The sequence below is a fragment of the Arthrobacter sp. NPDC057009 genome, assembly GCF_042673905.1.
Lineage (GTDB): Bacteria > Actinomycetota > Actinomycetes > Actinomycetales > Micrococcaceae > Arthrobacter.
In genome coordinates, this window is sequence record NZ_JBHUSB010000004.1 from 34,586 (window position 1) to 55,773 (window position 21,188).

Here is a 21,188-nt window from a genome sequence, read left to right on the forward strand (position 1 = left end):
TGGAAGGCGTCAGCGGGTGGCGCGGAAGGCACAGCGCGAACGTACAGTTGTGGCCCCATTTTCACCCGGATTTTGGGCCACAACTGTACGTTCGCGCTTCCGTGTTTAAGCACAGCCGGGGGCGGCTAGGCTGGAGGAATGCGGCATTCCCTGACTCCACGGCCCTACCGGGCGCCCGGCAGCGACGGTTCCGGCAAGCGCGGTTTCCCGCCGGCTCCCGAACCGTTGCCCGTTCCCGTGATGGACAACCACACCCACCTCGACTTTCCAACCGATGATGTCCGGGTGGACATTGCGGCTGCCCTCGACGCCGCCGAAGCCGTGGGTGTCTGCGGTGCCGTGCAGGTGGGCTGTGACCTCGAATCCTCCAGGTTTACTGTCCGCGCCGTCGACCTGGATCCGCGCCTTTTGGGGGCGGTGGCGCTGCACCCGAACGACGCGCCGGACTATGCCGTCCGCGGTGAGCTTGAGGACGCCCTGGCGGAAATTGAGGAGCTGGCCGGCCATCCCCGTGTACGTGCCATCGGGGAAACGGGCCTGGATTTCTTCCGCACGGAAGGCGAGGGGCTGGCCCATCAGCGCTACTCCTTCCGCCGCCACATCGACATCGCCAAGCGGCTGGACCGGACCCTGCAGATCCACGACCGGGACGCCCACGACGACGTCGTCCAGGTCCTGCGCGAGGAGGCCACCCCCGAGCGGGTGGTTTTCCACTGTTTTTCCGGGGACGCGGAGCTTGCCCGGATCTGCAACAGCGAGGGCTGGTACATGTCCTTCGCGGGGACGCTCACGTTCAAGAACGCCAGCAACCTCAGGGAGGCGCTCGCCGTGGCCGATCCCGAGCTGGTGCTCGTTGAAACGGATTCGCCGTTCCTCACCCCGCACCCGCACCGCGGCCGCCCCAACGCCAGTTACATGGTGCCGTACACCGTGCGGGCGATGGCGGAATTGACAGAAACAGACCTCGCCGAGCTGTGTGCCCGGGTGAGCGCAAATACCGTGCGGGCGTACGGATCCTGGGACTAGCCGGCCGGCGCTTGTGATTCGGAAAATACATACCTAGTACGCAATATTTTTGGAACGTTTATAACGCTCCGGTTACAGTGAAGAACAATTAGCCGGGGTCGGGGAAGGCCTCCGGATGATGTAACTCACTTTTCGTGACAGGCAGGGCGCCTTCGGATGCCCTGCCATGTGAGTGTGGCGACGCACATGCTGCGGCCTGCTCCGGCCTGTCCGGAGCCACCTTTTAGGTGACCGCTGCGGGTACCCGTGTGCGTTTTTCCCCGTGCCCGGATGGCTCAAAAGTTACGGGCAATCGTGGTCAACTTCTTCACGTCAGACGGCAAGTTCAGTTTCATCAAGGTCGGCACGCAGATCGTGGTGCTCGCTGCCCTCGTGCTGGGCCTCGTTGCCTTTGTGGGCAACAACAAGACAGTCACCCTGAACGTCGACGGGAAAGTCAGCTCCGTCCAGACCTTCGGCGGCACGGTCGAGGAGGTGGTGAAGAGCGCGAATGTCGAGCTCCAGCCGGCTGACCGTGTCTCTCCCGCGCTGGACGCCAGGATTGAGAACGGCTCCGTCATCAACGTGAACCTGGCGAAGGCCGTGAAGGTCAGCCTGGACGGTGCAGAGAAGACCGTCAGCACCACCGCCCAGGACGTTGCCGGGCTAGTGACCCAGCTCGGCGTTGCCAGTTCCTCTGAGCTCTCCGTCCCGAAGGACGCGCAGTTGGCCGTGGACGGTTCGTTCGTGGCGATCTCGACGCCGAAGACGGTCAGCATCATCGCCGACGGCAAGGCCAGGAAGACCACCACCACTGCCGCCAACGTGGGCGAGGTCCTCAAGGATGCCGGCATCCGGCTCGCCGCAGCGGACCGGTCCTCCCAGCCTGCGCACGCGCCGGTGGTGAACAACATGGTGATCAAGGTGTCCCGTGTTGACACCGGCAAGACCGCCACCGTCACCCAGGAAGTGGAGTTCCAGACGCTCACCACGGAGAGTGCCACGCTCCCCAAGGGTGAGGAGAAGGTCACCCAGGAAGGCGTTCCCGGCGCCACGACCCTGACCTACAAGCTGGTCCTGGTCGACGGCCGGGAGGCCTCCCGGACGCTAGTCTCCAAGACCACCACCCGCGAGCCGGTGACCGAGAAGATCACCATCGGCACCAAGGAAGCGCCCAAGCCCGCAGCCGCCGAGACTGAAAGCGGCAACACCGGCGCGGCAGCCCCGGCCATGATGAACGTGGCCATGTGGGACAAGATCGCCCAGTGCGAATCGGGCGGCAACTGGTCCATCAACAGCGGCAACGGCTACTACGGCGGCCTGCAGTTCGATATCCAGACCTGGATCGGCGCCGGCGGCGGCGCCTACGCCCCGAACGCCAGCCAGGCGACCAAGGCGCAGCAGATCGACATCGCCAACCGCGTCTACGCCGACCGCGGCCTGCAGCCGTGGGGCTGCGGCTGGGCCGCCAGCAGCTAGCCGGCAACACAGCCACAAAAGATTCCTGCCACCGCGGCAGCTGACCACAGCCGCGGCGGCCGCGAAGGCCGGGCCCGGTACCTCCGGGCCCGGCCTTCGCCGTCCCCGCCTGGCATTGACCGGCCCCGCCCAACACGGACCCCGTCCGCCACGGGGCCCCATCCACTACTGAGCGCCGGGATAGGATACCTAGGTGACTGACCCGACCCCCTCCGCCTCCGGCACTGCGCCCGCTCCACTGTTCGGTGCCTCCGATATCCGCAGGCTGGCCGGGGAGATCGGCGTCCGCCCCACCAAGACGCTTGGCCAGAATTTCGTCATCGACGGCAACACCATCCGCCGGATCGTGGCCGCGGCCGGCATCGGGCCGGACGAGACCGTCCTGGAAGTCGGACCCGGGCTCGGGTCGCTGACGCTGGGGCTCCTCGACGCAGCCAAGGCGGTGGTCGCCGTCGAAATTGATCCTGTCCTGGCCGCAAAGCTGCCCGAAACCGTGCGTGAATGGCGGCCCGACTCCGCCGGCGACTTCCACCTGGTCCTCGCCGACGCCATGAAGGTGACGGAGCTCCCGGCCCAGCCCTCGGCCCTCGTCGCCAACCTGCCGTACAACGTCGCGGTGCCCGTGGTGCTCCACCTGCTGCAGCATTTCCCGTCGATCCGGCACGGCCTGGTCATGGTCCAGGACGAAGTCGCCGACCGGCTCGCCGCCGAACCCGGATCCAAGATCTACGGCGTGCCCTCGGTTAAGGCGGCCTGGTACAGCAGCATGCGCAAAGCCGGCATCATCGGCATGAACGTGTTCTGGCCGGCGCCAAAGATCCAGTCGGGGCTTGTGGCCTTTACCCGGCGTGAGCCCCCGGCCACCACCGCCAGCCGCGAGGAAGTCTTCGCCGTGATTGATGCGGCATTCGCCCAGCGCCGCAAAACGCTCCGGGCAGCACTGGCCGGGTGGGCCGGCAGCGCCGCCGAGGCTGAACGGTGCCTGGTGGCGGCCGGCGTCGACCCCACCGCGCGGGGCGAAGTGATCGACATCGCCGCCTTCGCGAGGATCGCCGAAGCCCGCCGGGCCGCGGACGCATGATGGCGGTCCACGGCCTGAGAGGGCGCTCGGCAGCAAGGACCGTCCGGGTCAAGGCCCCGGGCAAAGTCAACGTCTCGCTGGACGTCGGGCCGCTGCGGCCCGACGGCTACCACTCCGTGGCCAGTGTTTACCTGGCCGTATCCCTCTATGAGGAAGTCGCGGCCACCACCACGGCCTCCGGGGGCATCACCGTCAGCATCAGTCCCGACAGCACGCTGGACCTCGACGGCGTGGACATCCCGCTCGACGGACGGAACCTCGCGTACAAGGCAGCGGCCCTGATGGCCGACGTGTCGGAACACTCCACCGGCGTGCACCTTGAAATCACCAAGCGGGTGCCTGTGGCGGGCGGGATGGGCGGCGGCTCCGCGGACGCCGCCGCTACGCTCCTGGCCTGCGATGCGCTCTGGAACAGCGGCCTGTCCAAGGACGAGCTCGCCCACCTGGCCGCCGAGCTGGGGGCGGATGTTCCCTTCGCCCTGCTGGGCGGCACGGCCGTGGGGCTGGGCGTCGGTGATGACTTGTCGCCTGCGCTGGCAAAGGCGCAGATGGACTGGGTGCTGGTGACGGCCGAGTTCGGGCTGTCTACCCCGGAGGTCTTCCGGACCCTGGACCGGCTCCGGGACGCAGAAGGCCTGGAGGCCGAGGAGCCCACGGCGGTCGATCCGAAGATCCTGCAGGCCCTGCGCAGCGGCGATCCCGACGCCTTGAGCCGGGTGCTGGTCAACGACCTCCAGAGGGCATCGATCGAACTCGCCCCCGGGCTCCGGGACACCCTTGGCCTGGGCGAATCCTGCGGGGCCATCGCCGGGATCGTTTCCGGCTCCGGACCCACCGTGGCCCTGCTGGCGCACAATCCCGAAGCGGCGGAGAACCTCGCCGGGGAGTTGCAGCACAAGGGCCTCAACGCACTGGCCGTCCACGGCCCGGTGCCGGGAGCCCGCATCATCTCCGATACGCTCCTTTAATACCTTCCAACCCAGAAGAAAGCAGTTCCCCGTGGCACACCTGCTCGGCGGCGAGAACCTGAAAGTCTCGTACGCAACCCGCACCGTTCTGGACGGCATCACCCTTGGGCTCGAAGAGGGCGACCGGATCGGCATGGTGGGCAGGAACGGCGACGGCAAGTCCACGCTGATGCGGCTGCTGGCGCTGCGCTCCACGCCGGACTCCGGCCGGGTCACCAAGCGCGGGGACGTCAACATCGGCTACCTGGACCAGAGCGACGTCCTCGACGCCGACCTGACGGTGGGCACCGCGATCGTGGGCGATAAGGCGGACCACGAGTGGGCAGCCAACCCGCAGATCCGCGAGATCATGGGCGGCCTGGTGTCCGACGTCGACTGGCACGCCAATGTGCACGCCCTGTCCGGCGGCCAGAAGCGGCGCGTCGCGCTGGCCAAGCTCCTGATTGAAGACCACGACGTCATCATGCTCGACGAGCCCACCAACCACCTCGACGTCGAGGGCGTGGCCTGGCTGTCCCGGCACCTGAAGACCCGGTGGCGGCCCAACCAGGGCGCTTTTCTCGTGGTCACCCACGACCGGTGGTTCCTCGATGAAGTGTGCAACAAGACCTGGGAGGTCCACGACGGGATCGTTGACCCGTTCGACGGCGGCTATGCCGCCTACGTGCTGGCCCGCGTCGAGCGCGACCGCATGGCGGCCGTCGTCGAAAGCAAGCGCCAGCAGCTGGTGAAGAAGGAACTCGCCTGGCTGCGCCGCGGAGCACCCGCCCGGACCTCCAAGCCCAAGTTCCGGATTGAGGCAGCGAACGCCCTGATCGCCGACGTGCCGGAACCGCGCGACTCCACGGCCCTGAACAAGATGGCCACCGCGCGGCTGGGCAAGGACGTGCTCGACCTGGAGAACGTGTCGCTCGACTTCGAGGGCGGCGACCCGGAAGCAGACGCCGGCCGGAAGCTGTTCAGCAACATCACGCTGCGGCTCGCGCCGGGGGAGCGGTTGGGGATCGTGGGCGTGAACGGGGCGGGAAAGACCACCCTGCTCAAGCTGCTCAACGGTGAAATCCAGCCGTCGGCCGGAAAGGTCAAGAAGGGCAAGACGGTGGTCACCGCCGTGCTCACCCAGGAGGTCAAGGAGCTCGACGACGTCGCCGACCTGCGCGTCATCGAGGTCATCGAACGCGAAAAGCGGTCGTTCAATGTGGGCGGCCGGGAGTTCACGGCCGGCCAGCTCGTGGAGCAGCTCGGCTTCACCAACCAGAAGCAGTGGACCCCGGTCCGGGACCTGTCCGGCGGCGAGCGGCGCCGCCTGCAGCTCCTGCGGCTGCTGGTGGGCGAGCCCAACGTGCTGATGCTCGACGAGCCCACCAACGACCTCGACACCGACACCCTCGCCGCCGTTGAAGACGTCCTGGACGGCTGGCCCGGCACCCTCGTGGTGGTCAGCCACGACCGCTATCTCCTCGAACGCGTTACCGACCACCAGATGGCCCTCCTGGGCGACGGCAAGATCCGCGGCCTGCCCGGCGGCGTCGACCAGTACCTCGAACTCCGCGAGGCTGCCCTCGCCGGCTCCACCGTCACAGGCGGCGGGAACCCCGTCACGGGCTCCGGCCAGGCAGGGCAGGCCGAAGCAGCCCCCGCCGGGCCCACCGAAGCCGAAAAGCGCGAGGCCCGCAAGTCCCTCAACCGCGTGGAGCGCCAGCTCAACAAGCTCGCCCAGCAGGAAGAGAAGATCCACGTCCAAATGGCCGCCAGCACCAACGACGGCGACTTCGAACGCCTCGGCGAGCTCAACAAGCAGCTGAAGGACCTCTCCGAAGAAAAGGACGCCCTCGAGCTCGAATGGCTGGAGGCCTCAGAAGTCCTCGGCGAATAAGCCTTCCCGACGTCCGAGGCAGGGTTCATGCTGTCCCCGGCTTGGGTGCCTGCGCTCACCTTGGAAGGCGAGCGGAGGGGATAGAAGCTAGGGCTCGCTGCGGAGTTCGGGGTCTTTCTTGAGGCCGGTCAGGCCGTTCCAGGCGAGGTTGACCAGGTGGGCGGCGACGGCGCGCTTGTCGGGTTCGCGGGCGTCCTGCCACCATTGGCCCGTCATCGCCACCATGCCGACGAGCATCTGCGCGTACATGGCACCGTCCGCAGCGCTGAAACCGCGGCGGGCGAATTCGTCGGACAGGATGTGTTCCACCCGGGCTGTCACGTGCGACAGCAGGGTGGAAAAGGCGCCCTCGGGCTGGGATGGGGGAGCGTCCCGCATGAGGATGCGGAAGCCGTCAGTGCGGTCCTCGATGTAGGTGAGCAGGGCCAGGGCGGCGCGCTCCACGAGGACGCGCGGCTTGGCTTCGTCGGCCAGGGCGTCGTTGATGGAGGCGAGCAGGATGCGGAACTCGAACTCGACGACCTGCGTGTACAGGCCTTCCTTCGAGCCGAAGTGCTCGTAGATCACGGGCTTAGAGACGCCGGCTGAGGCGGCGATCTCCTCGATGGTGGTGCCGTCCAATCCCCGCATAGCAAACAGGGCCCGGCCTACCTCGATGAGCTGGGAGCGCCGCTGGGGTCCGGTCATCCGGGAGCGGGGGATCCGCCCCGCCGCTGCGTCGGGTCTTGCCGGCAGGTTCCCCGGACCGTCAGTTGTCCCTGTGCTGTTGCTCACCGTCCCATCATGCCTTATGTCAAGCGGCGGGCAGGGGTGGCGGCAGTTCCCGGCGTGCTGTCCCAGCCGGCGCCGGAGTGCCCTGGACGCCGAGGTCGCACGAGCGTCGACGTTCGTGGCAGAATTGGTTCTCGTGTCCAGGCGAAGCCCCGGGCACGGTCCGCTCTGGTGTAACGGCAGCACCCCGGCCTTTGGAGCCGTGGAGTATAGGTTCGAATCCTATGGGCGGAACAGCTGCATCAGAGACGTCCAGTAGGATGAATCCTGCTGCCGGTTCCGGACACAGGCCAGGACACCGCCGCGCACGCAGCCGCGGATGCAGTACAGCGCAACCGAGCAAGGAGAGCCCGTACGTGAGCCCCGAGAAATCCGGCCCAGCCGCCGTTATCGTCCTAGCTGCAGGTGCCGGTACCCGGATGAAATCCCGTACCCCCAAGATCCTCCACGAAATCGGCGGCCGTTCCATGGTGGGCCACGCCCTGCTCGCCGCCCGCAGCATCAACCCTGAGCGCCTGGCCCTCGTGGTCCGCCACGAGCGGGACCGCGTCGCCGCCCACCTCACCGAACTCGATCCGGACGCGCTGATCGTGGACCAGGACGAAGTTCCCGGCACCGGACGCGCCGTCGAAGTGGCCCTCGAAGCACTGGACGCCAAGGAACCGGTCGCCGGAACCGTCGTGGTGACCTACGGCGACGTCCCGCTGCTCACGGGTGAAATGCTCTCCGAACTGGTCTCCACCCACGAGCGCGAGGGCAACGCGGTCACGGTCCTCACCGCCATCCTTGACGACGCCACCGGCTACGGCCGGATTCTGCGCGGCGAGGACGGCACGGTGACAGGTATCCGCGAGCACAAGGACGCCACCGACGCCGAACGGACCATCCGCGAAATCAACTCCGGCATCTACGCCTTCGATGCGGCTGTCCTCCGGGATGCCCTCGGCCATGTCACCACCGACAACTCGCAGGGCGAAAAATACCTGACCGACGTCCTCGGGCTGGCCCGCGAGGCAGGCGGCCGCGTGGCCGCCGTCGTCACCGCCGACCGCTGGCAGGTGGAAGGGGCCAACGACCGCGTGCAGCTCGCCGCCCTGGGCGCCGAGCACAACCGCCGGATCGTGGAAGCGTGGATGCGCGCCGGAGTCACCGTCGTCGACCCCGCCACCACCTGGATCGACTCCACGGTAACCCTGGCGGAGGACGTCCGGATCCTGCCTAACACCCAGCTGCACGGCGCCACCACGGTGGCGCGGGACGCCGTCGTCGGTCCAGACTCCACGCTGACCGATGTCAGCATCGGGGAGGGCGCCAAGGTGACCCGGACCCACGGTTCCGGTGCGGAAATCGGCGCGGGGGCCAGCGTTGGCCCCTTCACCTACCTGCGCCCGGGAACGGTGCTGGGCGAGACCGGCAAGATCGGCGCGTTCTACGAAACCAAGAACGTCACGATCGGCCGCGGCTCCAAGCTGTCCCACCTGGGCTATGCCGGGGACGCGGAGATCGGCGAGAACACCAACATCGGGTGCGGCAACATCACCGCGAACTACGACGGCGAGAAGAAGCACCGCACGGTGATCGGCTCGGGCGTGCGCACCGGCTCAAACACAGTATTCGTCGCTCCGGTCACGGTGGGGGACGGTGCCTACAGCGGCGCCGGTGCCGTGATCCGCAAGGACGTACCGGCCGGTGCCCTGGCGCTGTCCATGGCAGCACAGCGCAACGCCGAGGGCTGGGTCATTGCCAACCGTCCCGGCACGCTGTCCGCGGAACTGGCAGAAGCCGCAGCGGCCCGCGAAGGCCACACTGACTCCTCAAATTCCCCCGCATCTACAGAAGAGGGCTAGCAACCATGACCGAAATTACGGCTCACGGCGAGAAGAAACTGGTGCTCGCCGCAGGGCGTTCACACCCCGAGCTTGCCCGGGAGATCGCCAAGGAGCTGGGCACGGAACTGCTGCCTCTGGACGCCTACGACTTCGCCAACGGCGAGATCTACGTGCGCGCCGGGGAGAGCGTCCGCGGAACCGATGCCTTCGTCATCCAGGCGCACCCGGCACCGCTGAACAACTGGCTCATGGAACAGCTGATCATGATTGATTCGCTGAAGCGTGCCTCCGCCAAGCGGATCACGGTGGTTTCGCCGTTCTACCCGTACTCGCGCCAGGACAAGAAGGGCCGCGGCCGCGAGCCCATCTCCGCCCGCCTCGTCGCCGACATGTACCGGACCGCAGGCGCCAACCGCATCATGAGCGTGGACCTGCACACCGCGCAGATCCAGGGCTTCTTCGACGGCCCCGTGGACCACCTCATGGCCATCCCGCTGCTCGCCGACTACATCCGGACCCGGGTCGCCGCCGACAACATCACGGTGGTCTCGCCGGATACCGGCCGTGTCCGCGTTGCCGAACAGTGGGCCGAACGCCTCGGCGGCGCGCCGCTGGCATTCGTCCACAAGAGCCGCGACCTCACCGTCCCCAACCAGGCCGTCTCCAAGACCGTGGTAGGCCAGATCGAGGGCCGCACCTGCGTGCTCATCGACGACATGATCGACACCGGCGGAACCATCTCCGGCGCCGTGCAGGTGCTCAAGAACGCCGGCGCCAAGGATGTCATCATCGCCGCCACGCACGCGATCTTCTCCGATCCCGCTGCCCGGCGCCTCTCCGAGTCCGGCGCCCGCGAAGTGGTGGTCACCAACACGCTGCCCATCCCCGCGGAGAAGCAGTTCCCGGAACTCACCGTGCTGTCCATCGCGCCGCTCATTGCCCGCGCCATCCGTGAAGTGTTCGACGACGGATCGGTCACCAGCCTCTTCGACGGCAACGCCTAACGGCGCTGCGCGCCTTGGCCCATGCCGGCAAGCCTGGGCCCACGCCGGCCGGGTTCCCTGAGCGTGGAGCCGCTCCGGCGAGGGCCCCGGCCCGAGCTCGCGAGGGCAGGGAGCCGGATCGGACTTGCGAGCTGAGGGAGCCGGTGGGGACCGTTTTCAGTAAACGGGCCGGGCACTGGTAAGCTTTTTCCCGATACCTTGGCGAGGGAGAGCGCCGGACATCCGCAAAATTGCGGTACACCGGACAGCTGGTCTCCGTTATCGACTGGGTCTGAATCACCCTTCTGGTGGGGCCGCCTTCGGGCCGCCCGGCGTTGAAGGTCGCTCCAGACCTCCGCCCTTGCTGACCCAACAATCCACCAGGAGATGCACATGTCTGAGCAGAAGCTCGCAGCAGAAGCACGCACCGAATTCGGCAAGGGCTTCGCCCGCCGCGCCCGCGCCGCCGGCCAGATCCCCGCCGTGATCTACGGCCACGGCGCCGAGCCCGTCCACATCACCCTGCCGGCCAAGGCCACCACCCTGGCAGTCCGCGTTCCCAACGCCCTGCTGTCCCTGGACCTCAACGGTGAAGGCCATCTTGCCCTCGTCAAGGACGTCCAGCGCGACCCGATCAAGCAGATCATCGAGCACATCGACCTCCTGACCGTCCGCCAGGGCGAGAAGGTCACCGTTGACGTTCCCGTGCACACCGTGGGTGAGACCGCCGCAGGCACCGTGCACAACCTGGAACTGACCGTGGTGTCCCTCGAGGCCGAGGCCACGCACCTGCCCGAGGCCGTCGAGGTCAACATCGAGGGCCGCGCTGCCGGCGAGCACATCCACGCCAGCGACCTCGTGCTCCCCAAGGGCGCCGTCCTGCTAACCGACGCCGAGGCCCTCGTGGTCAACATCTCCGAGGCCGCAGCTCCGGCTGAGGAAGAAGAAGGCGCAGCCGAGGAAGCCGCCGCAGAAGAGGCTCCGGCCGAAGAAGCTGCTGCCGAGTAATTCGGGCACAACCCTTCCCGCGCCGCATAGCGCGCGGACCGGTGGCCGGGTCCTTTGCGGGCCCGGCCACTGCCGTCCCTGCCCCGCATGCGTGCAAACCCCCGCCTTAGGATTGATTTCATGACTGACACCTGGCTGATCGTAGGCCTTGGCAACCCCGGACCCGAGTACAGCGGCAACCGGCACAACGTCGGCCAGATGGTGCTGGACGGGCTGGCCGGCCGGATCGGCGGAAAGTTCAAGTCGCACAAGGCCCGGGCCCTGGTCCTCGAAGGCCGGCTGGGCATCGGCGGCCCCCGTGTGGTGCTGGCCAAGCCCGGTACCTACATGAACGTCTCCGGCGGCCCCGTGTCGGCGCTCGCAAAGTTTTACGACGTCGAGCCGGCCCGGGTGGTCGCCGTCCACGACGAGATCGACATCCCCTTTAATACTGTGAAGCTGAAGATCGGCGGCGGCGAGGGCGGGCACAACGGCCTCCGGGACATCTCCAAGGCCCTCGCCACCAAGGACTACCTCCGCGTCCGGGTGGGAGTCGGCCGGCCGCCGGGCCGGATGGACACCGCGGACTACGTGCTCCGGGACTTCGGCACCGCGGAAAAGAAGGAACTGCCCTTCCTGCTCGATGACGCCGCCGACGCCGTCGAACTCCTCATCCGCGAGGGCCTGACCGCAGCACAGCAGCAGTTTCACACCGCCAAGGTCTAACCGCGCAGGCTACAGCTTTTCCTCCTCACATCGCGAACCCTCAAGGTCGCCTCAAGGTCTGCGAAATGTGAACGCAGTGCCCTGTATCCCTGCTATGTAACGGGGTAGTCTACTTTCTAAGCGGGGGAGGCGATGGGGCCTTTATCCTGCCGGGCGGGATGTAAGGGAAAAGTTCATGTCAATTGAGCCACTGAGCTGGGGACGTGGGTCTACGGCGGGCGTGCTGGCGGGACCGGCGGGCGTCGCGGGCGGAACGGACCTCCAACGATGGTCGGTTCCCGCGCGCAGCGCAGACCTCGAAGCCATCCGCACTGCGCTGACAGATCCTGAGTCCCTGGGCGTTGTTATCACCGGTGCCCGCGGCGTGGGGAAATCCTCACTGGCGCGCACCGCCGTTGCCGAGCTGGGTCCGGACGTCTGGTCGCTCCAGCTCCGCAGCCCCCTGAGCGGCTCACAAACCTCCTACGCCTGCCTCGCCTTCCTCATGGCCCGGCTGCCGCAGTCGGCGCTGGCCTCCCCAACCGCCATCCTCCAGGGCATCACCTCCCTGATCCGGTCCGACGCCGCAGGCCGGGACTGCATCATCACCCTGGACACCACCGGCCCGATCGATGACATGAGCGCCGGCGTCATCCTGAACATCATGCTGACGCACACCGCCCGCGTCATCGCCATCGCACCCAGCACCAGCGACCTCCCGGCAGACTTCCACTGGCTGCTCACCGACCGGAGACTCACCGAAGTCCGGCTGGACAACCTCAACGAACTCCAGACCCGGCAGGTGCTGCTGACGCTGCTGGGCCACCGCGTCTCGGCCTCGCTCGTGAGCACTTACCACGCCATCGTGGGCGGCAACCCTCTGCTGCTCAAGGCACTCGTCACGGAGCAGCAGCAGTCAGGAAACCTCGTCCTGTCGGATTCCGTCTGGACCCTGCGTGACAGGGTGGTGCTCGACGGCGCCGCCGGGCTGGATGACATTGTCCGGTCCCGCTGGTCCCGGGAAGAACCGGAAACGCGCGAGGTCATCGAGATGCTCGCGTGTGCGCGGCGGATCCCGCTGGCCCGGCTGACCGAAATCTACGGGACCGCAATAGTGGCCGATATGGAGGACGCCGGGCTGCTGACGGTCGCCGACACCGGGGACCGCTGGGTCTCGGTGCGGGAACAGTACCTTGGGGACGTCGTGCGCTCGTGGCTGAGCATCTCCCGCCGACGTGAACTCCGCGCTCTATTGCTGGGCGGACGCGAACCCGAACTGTCCGCCATGAGCATGGAGGAGCGGATCGAGTTCGCCGCGTGGACCAGGGAATGCCAGGCAGAGCTTAGCCCTGCCATGGCGGTGGCCGCGGCGGAGGCGGCGGTGCACCTCTTTGATCCCCGGTTCGCGATCTCCTGCGTGGAAGGCATCAAGAAGACCGACGACGTCTGGGTGGATGCGCAGCTGCACAAGGCAACCGCCTACCTGCTGCTCGACCTGCCGGTGCAGGCCATGGCCGCGCTGGAGGACATTTCCCAGGCGCAGCTGGACGCGCTCGAGGAGGAGGCCTTCGCCCGTGTGGTGGCAGCCAAGAGCCGGGTCATGGTGTGGTTGCCGGAGCTGTGCGACAAGGTTCCGGACGAGCTGGCAGACGCCCGCCAGCGGCTGGGCGTTGCCGCCGGAGTGGCATCCAGCTGGCCCGATCCGCTGGGCACGGCAGCCAACGTCATCACCCTGGCCGAGTTCGAATACAAGTCCTTCATCGGTGACTATGCATCCATGGTTGGGGAGCTGGAGGAAGCCGTGGATCCGGCGGTCAACAAGGACCCCGGCTTCAGGATCCAGGCCGCACTGCTCCTGATGCACGCCCTGTCCGCCGTCGGCCGGGAGATGGACGCCCTCCAGCTGATGCGGCGCGTCGGCGGACAGCTTTCGGACGCAGGGCCCCTGACCGGCCTCCGGGAGCGGTTCACGCTGACGGCCTTCAACGTGCTGCTGCAGGCCGGCCAGTGGAAGCGGTGCCTGGAACTCGTGGGGCCGCCCAAGGGACAGGCGGAACGCCGGCTGGCCTACCGCACGTCCGCCACGGAACTGGCGGCAGGCATCGCCTACGTTTTCTCCGGCCGTGGCGCGGTGGCGCTGGACTCGCTGCTGTCCGCCGTCGCCCAGCTCGAACTCCGCCCGGTGCTGAACATGCTCCAGGCCGCCTACGCCGCCACGGCCTTCGCCTACGCCCAGATCGGCAACGCCGGACAGGCGCACAAATACCTCGACAAGCTGCGCGGCGCCCGCGGCCACTGCAACTTCCGCACCCTGTTCGTCACGGAGTTCTGCGCCGACATGGCCGGGCGCTGGCTGGGGGACACCGACGCCGTGAAGCGGCTGCTCGCGGCGGCACACCGTGACATCGCGGCCGGCCGGTACACGCTGGCCGGGATCAGCCTGCTCGGAGCGACCGTGAACGGAACCGATGAGGACTTCCGCCTCATGGAGGACGTGGCGGGCCACCGGCAGGGAACCCTGGCCGAAATCTCCCGCCTCATCGCCGTGGGCACCCGCACCAAGGACGCCAAGGTTCTCCTGGAAGGCGCTCATTTGTGCGCGGAGCTGGAACTCGACGCGGTGGAGGCCCGGTGCGTGGCGCTCGCCGTCGATTTTGCCCGCCATTCCGGGGATTCCGCATCTGCCCGCATCGCGCAGGCCCGGCTGGACAGCCTCACCGCCACCGTGCCCAGCCTGCCGATTGTTCCCAGCAGCGGGAGCCCGCTCCTCACCGCGCGGGAACGCCAGATCTCCCGGCTGGCGGGAAGGGGCGTGTCCAACCGGGACATCGCCCTGGAGATGGGCGTTTCAGTCCGGACGGTGGAAGGGCACCTGTACCAGGTCTTCACCAAACTCGGCGTGACTTCCAGAGGTGATCTGCCTGGCCTCGTCTAACAGCTCCTCGCCCAACGGCCGCAGCGCCAAGCCGGAAGCCGAACGCCGGCAGCTCACGGGGCGCCGTGAAGCGATAGAGCATGTCTGTACGGTCATCCGCAGCCGCGCCAGCCAGGCCGTCTACCTGATGGCGGGTCCCGGCGTCGGAAAGACATCCGTCACGGACGCGGTGCGGGAGAAGCTGGCCGCGGAGATGACCGTGCTCCGGATCCACGGCAGCTCCTCGCTGGCCAAAGTCCCGTACGGGGTGCTGGCGCCTTACACCTCCGGGCTCGCCCCCGAGGAAGCGGATTCACCCGTCGCGGTGCTGCGGGCCGTGTGGGCCCACTTCCAGGAGCTGAAGGGCAGCAGCGGCCTCAAGGGCGGCACGGACGCCCCCGTGCTCCTGGTGGTGGACGACGCCCACCACCTTGATGACGCCACCGCCAGCATGGTGGTGGACATGACGTCGGCCGGCTGGGCCACGGTGCTGGCAGCAGGGCGGCCGCGGCCGGGCCTGCCCGCGGCCCTGAACCAGCTCTGGTATGACGGCCTGGCCGAACGCATCGACCTCCGCCCGCTCAACGGCGAGCAGGTCAGGGAAGTGGTGGAACACACTCTCCAGGGGACCGTTCCCGTCAGCACCGTCCAGTCGCTGTGGTCTGCATCGGGCGGCAACCCGCAGCTCCTCGCCTGCCTGCTGAACGACGCAACGGCCGCCGGAACCCTGGTCCAGCGCAACGGGATCTGGGTGCTGCTCGGACCCTTGCCGGCTGACGGGCCTCAGCTTTCGGACCTGGTGGTCAAGGATCTTCTCCGCAGAACGCCGGAGGAGCAGGATGCGCTCAAGGTGATCGCCCTGGCGGAGCCCGTGCCCAGGCGCCTGATAGAGGACGTCTGCGGCGCCGGCGTCGTGCGTTCCCTGCTGGACAACCAGGTGGTGGCCGAGTCAGCCGCGACGCAATCCGAGCTGCGGCTCGCGTACGCCATCCTGGGCGAATCGACGCGGCGGCAGGTGTCGGTCTCGCGGAGCCTGCAGTTGCGGCAAAAGCTTGACGCCCACCTGGCGGCGGCGGGCGCCAGTGCCGAGGGCAGGCTGCGGCTGGTGGAATGGTCGCTGGAATGCGGCCTGGAGGTGCCCGACCTGGACCTGCTGAATGCCGGCCTGCTGGCCGCGGGCACGTTCAACAACGCCGGCGCACGGCTCATGACCGATCACGTGCGGGCCCCGGAGCTGCAGGCGAAGGCGCTCTCCATCACCGCGCGGGCCCACTTCAACGAAGGCAAGTACCGCGAGGCCGCAGAACTCCTTGACGGCTGCTGGCTCGATTTGGCCGGGGACCCGGAAGCCCCACAGGTGCTGATGCTCAGGGCGTCGTCCCACATGGCTTTGGGAATGTCCGTGCCGCTGCTCAGGGAGGAGTCACGCCGCCAGCTGAAGGAGGCCGGGATCCCGCCGGACGACTCCTGGCAGGACCGGATCCACGGGCTGCTGGAGATGGCGGCCAGCGGCGACCACGAAGGCATTGCGGCTGTCATTGCCTCGCTCGGGACACCGGATCCTGACACGGCATCGGCTGTCGAGGCCACCCAGCACGCCGTGGGGCAGGCGCTGCTTGCCCAGACGCTGGTTGCCGCCGGCCGGTCACACCAGGCCCATACCGCCGCCGCGGCCGCCGGACCCTTCCTGCCGGCGCTCAACGGCGGCCTGTATTTCTTCAACGAGTTTGTCCTGACCCGGCTGGCACTCAGCACCCTCGCGGCCGGCAACTGGGAGTCCGCCGAGCATGAGCTTTCCGGCTATCCGGCGGAGCGCACCGAAGGCGTCTCGACCTTCGGCGGCGGGATCCAGGCGCTGCGCGGCCTCGGGCTCCTGCGGCAGGGACAGCTGGAGCGCGCGTACCAGGTCCTCCTGCCCGCGGTTGAGGCGCTCCGGATCAATGATCCGCTGCAGGAGTTCAGGTTCGGCTCGTCGCTTGCCTTCTATGCCGCCGCCCGCCTGGGCGACACCGCACAGGCAAAGCGGCTTGAACAGGACTTCATCTCCGCCCGGCACGCCAGCGGCCCCGGCTGCGACTCCGTCGCGGAGGCCTATGCCGCCGCCGCGGCCGAATACCTCGACCGGAAGGGCACCGGGCTGGAGAGGCTCCGCGAGCTCGCGGCGTCCGAGTTCGTAGCGAACCATCCCGGAACCAGGCTGGAATGCCTGATCCTTTGCTCCGACCTCGGCGAACGCTCGCTGGCGAAGGAGCTCGCCTCCCTCGCAGCCACCGTGGAAGGCCGCTGGGCGGCCGGCTGGCGCCAGCTGGCCCAGGCCTGGGCTTCCGAGGACGCCGACACCCTCATGGAAACTGCGGCCGCCCTGGAGGAGGCTGGCCTGGTGAACCTGGCGCGCGAGGGGTACGCCAGGGCCGGCGCCCTGCTGGACGCCGCGGGGGAGCGGCGCCGCGCCCGCCAGGCGATCGCGCACCGGGAGAAATGCGACCAGGAGCTCGGCGAGCGGTTCCGGGAAAGTCCCTTCGTTGCCTCCGTCCCCAGTGTCCACCTGACCCGCCGCGAACGGGACATCGTGGAGTTGGCGGTGCAGGGCCTGTCGGACCGTGAGATCGCCCAGCAGCTGATGGTGTCCGTGCGGACCGTGGAGGGGCATCTGTACCGCAGCTACGTCAAGCTCGGCGTCCGCCGCCGCGACGAGCTCGCGCTTGCCCTTCCCAAGAAGTAGCGCTTCCCGAACTTATTTTTTTCCGGGCCCCGCCGGGTACATTCCGCGCGGTTCCGGGCCGGATCGCGCCACCTGCGGGAACCAGTAGTTAAGTACTCAGAAAAACGAGTACCGAGTACTGATGCCGCGGGCGCCCGTACGCGATTTACTAATAGTGGCAGCGGAAGCAGGGCTGATCTCCCCCCGAAGCTGCCACCAGATTTATCAGGTCTCGCACCCAGATTTCCGGCCTTTCGGGTCCGGGCAAGGCGGGGCCGGCGACGTCAGAGCCTTCTGAGACCGAGGCTCTCCCCCCAGCCGTCGCCGGTCCTTAAAAGTGAAGAAATCGCAAAACAAATATCCGCCGGCTTTCCGGCATCATGATAGGGCGGCCCGCAGCGACGAGGGCCGCCCTTAGTGTGCGCCATGCTGCAGGCAAAGCCGCTGTGGGACAATTGAGAGGTACCCCGAGGCACCCAAGGAGTCCCATTGGCCGTAGTATCCACGCCGACCACGCTGACGCGCGCCCTGTCCGCGATGGACAATGCCGAGGTCCTGCGGATCCGCAACGACTTTCCCGTGCTGAACCAGACGGTTAACGGCCGCCCACTGGTTTATCTGGATTCCGGCGCCACATCGCAGAATCCGCTGAGCGTGATCGAAGCGGAACAGGAATTCTACGAGCAGCGGAACGCAGCCGTGCACCGCGGAGCCCACCATCTTGCGGTGGAGGCCACCGAGGTCTTCGAGGACGCCCGGCAGACCGTAGCCGATTTTGTCGGGGCGGACTACGAGGAAATCGTGTGGACCTCCAACGCCACGGAGGGCCTGAACATCATCAGCTATGCGCTGTCCAACGCTGCGCTCTGGGCAGCTCAGGGACGCGGCGACTCCCGGCTGCGGGAGCTGGCCCTGGGACCCGGGGACGAAATCGTGGTCACCGAAATGGAACACCACGCAAACCTGATCCCCTGGCAGGAGCTGGCCTACCGGACGGGTGCCACGCTGCGGCACATCCCTCTGGACGACGCCGGAGCGCTCCGGATGGACGAGGCCGCGGACATCGTGGGGGAGCGGACCCGGCTGCTGGCCTTCACCCACGCATCGAACGTGCTGGGAACCATCAACCCGGTCAGCGACCTCGTCGCCCTCGCCCGGCGGGCCGGTGCACTGGTGGTGCTGGATGCGTGCCAGTCGGCGCCGCACCTTGCACTGGACGTCAAGCAGCTGGACGTCGACTTTGCCGTGTTTTCCGGCCACAAGATGCTGGGCCCCACCGGGGTTGGTGTGCTGTACGGCAAGCAGGAGCTTCTGGATGTGCTGCCGCCGGTCCTGACCGGCGGTTCCATGATCACCACTGTGACCATGGAACGGGCGGAGTACCTTCCTGCGCCGCAGCGGTTCGAGGCAGGGACCCAGAAGATCTCGCAGGCCGTGGCGCTGGCCGCCGCGGTCAACTACCTGACGGAAACCGGGATTGACCGGGTGCACCGCTGGGAGTCCGAGCTGGGCCAGCGGATGGTGGCGGGCCTGGAAGCCATCGACGGCATCCGCGTGCTGGGCCCGGCCGCCGGCCAGGACCGCATCGGCCTGGCGGCCTTTGACGTTGCCGGTGTCCACGCGCACGACGTCGGCCAGTTCCTTGATGCGCGCGGCATCGCCGTCCGCGTGGGCCACCACTGCGCCCAGCCGCTGCACCGGCGCCTTGGACTGACGGCCACCACCCGCGCCAGCGCCTACTTGTACAACACCACCGACGACGTGGACGAATTCCTGGATGCAGTATCCGGAGTCCGCGCGTACTTCCGGGCCTAGCCCCCGGAAACCAGACCGTTCCCCAACGACAGGTACCTGAGCATGAGCCTCGACCAGCTTTACCAGCAGATCATCCTGGACCACTCCAAGGCCCGGCACGGCAGCGGGCTGGCCGCAACTGCTGTTCCGGACGGCGCGTCCACCGGCCAGTCGCACCAGCTCAATCCCGTGTGCGGCGACGAGGTCACCCTCCGCGTGGCGGTGGACCACGGCACGGTGAAGCAGCTGGCGTGGGACGGGGCGGGATGCTCGATCTCGATGGCCTCCGCCTCCGTGCTGAGCGAGCTGGCCGAGGGCATGAGCGTGGACGAACTCCGTTCCGTGATCGGGAACTTCCGGGACGTCCTGCGGTCCCGGGGGAAGATCCCTGCCGACCCCGAAATCCTGGGCGACGCCGCCGCTTTCGAGGGCGTGGCCCGCTACGCCGCGAGGGTGAAGTGCGCCATGATCTCCTGGGTCGCAGCCGAGGACGCCCTGAACCAGGCTGCCTGACGGCACGTCTTCAGCCCTACCGGTCTTTTTCGGACCGTTCGAAGACATCCGGGACGCCGTCGCCGTCGTCGTCCCTTGCCTCCTCCGCTTCCAGGCGCCGGTAGTGCCTGTTCCGGGCCTTAAGGACGACGGCGGCCAGCACCGCAGCGGTCAGCGAACCGGCCAGGATGGCAACTTTTGCGTGGTCGTCGTGGGCAGATCCCTGCCCGAAACTCAGTTCAGCGATCAGCAGCGAGACCGTGAAGCCGACGCCGGCCAGCAGGGACAGGCCGGCGACGTCCACCCACTTCAGCCCGGCGTCCAGCTGCGCCCGTGTGGTTTTCGTGACGAGGAAGGTTGCACCGAAGACGCCAAGGGCCTTGCCCACAATGAGCGCGGTCACGATGCCCACGGCCACGGGATCGGTCAAGGCGGAGGCCAGCCCCGAGGTGCCGCCGATCGCCACGCCGGCCGAGAAGAACGCGAATACAGGAACCGCAAAGCCGGCAGAAAGTGGACGGAGCTTGTGTTCCAGGCGTTCGGCCATGCCGGCTCCGCCGGCGTGGTCAGTGACGCCGTGGGCGCTGCTGTGGGCGGCGGTGCCTGCCTGGCGCTCCCGCCGTGACAGTGCGACCGGGACGGTGAAGCCGAGCAGCACGCCGGCCACCGTGGCGTGGATGCCGGAGGCGTGCACCAGTGCCCATGTGGCCGCCGCCAGCGGCAGGAGCAGGAACCAGTGGCTGATCCGCTTCTGAACCAGCCAGGCGAACAGCGCCAGCGGAACGAGCGCGGCGAGCAGCAGGGCAGGCTGGAGCCCGGAGGAGTAGAAGAAGGCGATGATGCCGATGGCGATCAGGTCGTCCACCACGGCGAGGGTGAGCAGGAACGTTCTCAGCGCTGACGGCAGGTGGGTGTTGATGACCGCGAGCACTGCCAGCGCGAAGGCGATATCGGTGGCGGTGGGGATCGCCCACCCCCTCAGGGCCTCGGCACCCTGGTTCCAGACGATGATGGAATAGATGATGGCCGGCAGGGCGACGCCGCCCACTGCGGCCGTTACCGGGACAACCGCCCGGGACGGGCGGCGCAGGTCACCGGAAACAAACTCGCGTTTCAGCTCCAGGCCGGCAATGAAGAAGAACAGGGCGAGCAGTCCGTCGGAAGCCCAGTGGCCCACGCTCAGCTGCAGGTGCCAGGGCTCGTAGCCGATTTTCAGGTCACGCAGCCCGAAGTACGCGTCCGCGGCGGGGGAATTGGCCCAGATCAGGGCGGCGGCCGTGGCCACCAGGAGCAGTGCACCGCCCACGGTCTCGGTCCGGAGGATGGCGGCAATGCGGAGGTACTCAGGGTAGGTGGTGCGGCTGAATACCGGAAACCTGGGGGAGGGAAACTTGCGGGAAGGGAAGGACGGCTTGGGCACTGAAGCTCCTCGCGAGGGGTCGGCTAACGTATTGCCGACCAGACTTCCCGGCGCACCATGAGTAGCCAGCATATCCCACTGGCAAGGGTCCGCTGGCCTGGCGTGTCGAAACCGGGGTTAGGAAACCCCCGGCCACGGGGGGCCAGAGACCAGTAGTGGGGGGCCAATAGGGTCGCGGGCGGG

Annotated in this window: 15 protein-coding genes and 1 tRNA gene; 14 read left to right on the forward strand and 2 right to left on the reverse strand. The window is 67.8% G+C overall.

Translation table 11 applies throughout. The annotated features are described in order from the left end of the window. Nucleotides 1-138: 138 nt before the first annotated feature. From ACFTR6_RS05860 to ACFTR6_RS05880, 5 genes are all read left to right on the forward strand, one after another. A complete protein-coding gene (locus ACFTR6_RS05860; protein WP_377957220.1) occupies nucleotides 139-1,026 on the forward strand; it encodes a TatD family hydrolase in 888 nt (295 codons plus the stop codon). 270 nt (nucleotides 1,027-1,296) lie between these two features. Continuing rightward, entirely contained in the window at nucleotides 1,297-2,484 is a 1,188-nt protein-coding gene (locus ACFTR6_RS05865) for a resuscitation-promoting factor (RefSeq protein WP_236783095.1), read from the forward strand. Nucleotides 2,485-2,677: 193 nt separating this feature from the next. Continuing rightward, nucleotides 2,678-3,565, forward strand: coding sequence for a 16S rRNA (adenine(1518)-N(6)/adenine(1519)-N(6))-dimethyltransferase RsmA (rsmA, locus tag ACFTR6_RS05870; RefSeq protein WP_076798347.1), 888 nt, complete (start codon nucleotides 2,678-2,680; stop codon nucleotides 3,563-3,565). Then, nucleotides 3,565-4,533, forward strand: coding sequence for a 4-(cytidine 5'-diphospho)-2-C-methyl-D-erythritol kinase (locus tag ACFTR6_RS05875; protein ID WP_076798346.1), 969 nt, complete (start codon nucleotides 3,565-3,567; stop codon nucleotides 4,531-4,533). The genes rsmA and ACFTR6_RS05875 overlap by 1 nt, the downstream gene beginning before the upstream one ends. 31 nt (nucleotides 4,534-4,564) lie before the next feature. Then, nucleotides 4,565-6,409 carry an ABC-F family ATP-binding cassette domain-containing protein gene (locus tag ACFTR6_RS05880; protein ID WP_377957221.1) on the forward strand — a complete coding sequence of 615 codons (1,845 nt, stop codon included), beginning with the start codon at nucleotides 4,565-4,567 and terminating at the stop codon, nucleotides 6,407-6,409. 87 nt (nucleotides 6,410-6,496) lie between these two features. Here ACFTR6_RS05880 and ACFTR6_RS05885 read toward each other — a convergent pair whose 3' ends face one another. Further along, nucleotides 6,497-7,096, reverse strand: a complete 600-nt coding sequence (locus tag ACFTR6_RS05885; RefSeq protein WP_087873299.1) for a TetR/AcrR family transcriptional regulator — start codon at nucleotides 7,094-7,096, stop codon at nucleotides 6,497-6,499. Nucleotides 7,097-7,342: 246 nt separating this feature from the next. Here ACFTR6_RS05885 and ACFTR6_RS05890 point away from each other — a divergent pair. The 9 genes from ACFTR6_RS05890 to sufU all read left to right on the forward strand — a co-directional run bounded on the left by ACFTR6_RS05890 (nucleotide 7,343) and on the right by sufU (nucleotide 19,606). After that, a tRNA-Gln gene (locus ACFTR6_RS05890) sits at nucleotides 7,343-7,414 on the forward strand. A gap of 122 nt (nucleotides 7,415-7,536) precedes the next feature. Then, entirely contained in the window at nucleotides 7,537-9,027 is a 1,491-nt protein-coding gene (gene glmU, locus ACFTR6_RS05895) for a bifunctional UDP-N-acetylglucosamine diphosphorylase/glucosamine-1-phosphate N-acetyltransferase GlmU (RefSeq protein ID WP_377957222.1), read from the forward strand. Nucleotides 9,028-9,032: 5 nt separating this feature from the next. After that, nucleotides 9,033-10,013 (forward strand): ribose-phosphate diphosphokinase, encoded by a 981-nt coding sequence (locus tag ACFTR6_RS05900; RefSeq protein ID WP_076798342.1) that lies wholly within the window; start codon nucleotides 9,033-9,035, stop codon nucleotides 10,011-10,013. Between the two features lie 372 nt (nucleotides 10,014-10,385). Beyond that, nucleotides 10,386-11,000 carry a 50S ribosomal protein L25/general stress protein Ctc gene (locus ACFTR6_RS05905; protein ID WP_076798341.1) on the forward strand — a complete coding sequence of 205 codons (615 nt, stop codon included), beginning with the start codon at nucleotides 10,386-10,388 and terminating at the stop codon, nucleotides 10,998-11,000. 120 nt (nucleotides 11,001-11,120) lie between these two features. After that, the gene (gene pth / locus ACFTR6_RS05910) at nucleotides 11,121-11,705 is read left to right on the forward strand and encodes an aminoacyl-tRNA hydrolase (protein WP_076798340.1); all 585 of its coding nucleotides are present in this window, start codon (nucleotides 11,121-11,123) and stop codon (nucleotides 11,703-11,705) included. A gap of 175 nt (nucleotides 11,706-11,880) precedes the next feature. Beyond that, nucleotides 11,881-14,619: a LuxR C-terminal-related transcriptional regulator gene (locus tag ACFTR6_RS05915; protein ID WP_377957223.1), complete on the forward strand. Its 2,739-nt coding sequence runs from the start codon at nucleotides 11,881-11,883 to the stop codon at nucleotides 14,617-14,619. Further along, nucleotides 14,597-17,320 carry a LuxR C-terminal-related transcriptional regulator gene (locus ACFTR6_RS05920; protein ID WP_377957224.1) on the forward strand — a complete coding sequence of 908 codons (2,724 nt, stop codon included), beginning with the start codon at nucleotides 14,597-14,599 and terminating at the stop codon, nucleotides 17,318-17,320. Before ACFTR6_RS05915 ends, ACFTR6_RS05920 begins: the two co-directional genes overlap by 23 nt. Nucleotides 17,321-17,788: 468 nt before the next feature. Further along, on the forward strand, nucleotides 17,789-19,114 hold the full coding sequence (locus ACFTR6_RS05925) for a SufS family cysteine desulfurase (protein WP_087872721.1): 1,326 nt from the start codon (nucleotides 17,789-17,791) through the stop codon (nucleotides 19,112-19,114). Between the two features lie 42 nt (nucleotides 19,115-19,156). Then, nucleotides 19,157-19,606 (forward strand): Fe-S cluster assembly sulfur transfer protein SufU, encoded by a 450-nt coding sequence (gene sufU, locus ACFTR6_RS05930; RefSeq protein WP_076798337.1) that lies wholly within the window; start codon nucleotides 19,157-19,159, stop codon nucleotides 19,604-19,606. 16 nt (nucleotides 19,607-19,622) lie between these two features. Here sufU and nhaA read toward each other — a convergent pair whose 3' ends face one another. Beyond that, on the reverse strand, nucleotides 19,623-21,005 hold the full coding sequence (nhaA, locus tag ACFTR6_RS05935; RefSeq protein WP_377957225.1) for a Na+/H+ antiporter NhaA: 1,383 nt from the start codon (nucleotides 21,003-21,005) through the stop codon (nucleotides 19,623-19,625). Between the last annotated feature and the right edge of the window lie 183 nt (nucleotides 21,006-21,188).

Bases quoted from the DNA above. Each gene is read 5' to 3' on its own strand.
- ACFTR6_RS05860 (WP_377957220.1), top strand. From the start codon at position 139: ATGCGGCATTCCCTGACTCCACGGCCCTACCGGGCGCCCGGCAGCGAC.
- ACFTR6_RS05865 (WP_236783095.1), top strand. From the start codon at position 1,297: ATGGCTCAAAAGTTACGGGCAATCGTGGTCAACTTCTTCACGTCAGAC.
- ACFTR6_RS05875 (WP_076798346.1), top strand. From the start codon at position 3,565: ATGGCGGTCCACGGCCTGAGAGGGCGCTCGGCAGCAAGGACCGTCCGG.
- ACFTR6_RS05885 (WP_087873299.1), bottom strand. From the start codon at position 7,096: ATGACCGGACCCCAGCGGCGCTCCCAGCTCATCGAGGTAGGCCGGGCC.
- ACFTR6_RS05900 (WP_076798342.1), top strand. From the start codon at position 9,033: ATGACCGAAATTACGGCTCACGGCGAGAAGAAACTGGTGCTCGCCGCA.
- ACFTR6_RS05905 (WP_076798341.1), top strand. From the start codon at position 10,386: ATGTCTGAGCAGAAGCTCGCAGCAGAAGCACGCACCGAATTCGGCAAG.
- pth (WP_076798340.1), top strand. From the start codon at position 11,121: ATGACTGACACCTGGCTGATCGTAGGCCTTGGCAACCCCGGACCCGAG.
- ACFTR6_RS05915 (WP_377957223.1), top strand. From the start codon at position 11,881: ATGTCAATTGAGCCACTGAGCTGGGGACGTGGGTCTACGGCGGGCGTG.
- sufU (WP_076798337.1), top strand. From the start codon at position 19,157: ATGAGCCTCGACCAGCTTTACCAGCAGATCATCCTGGACCACTCCAAG.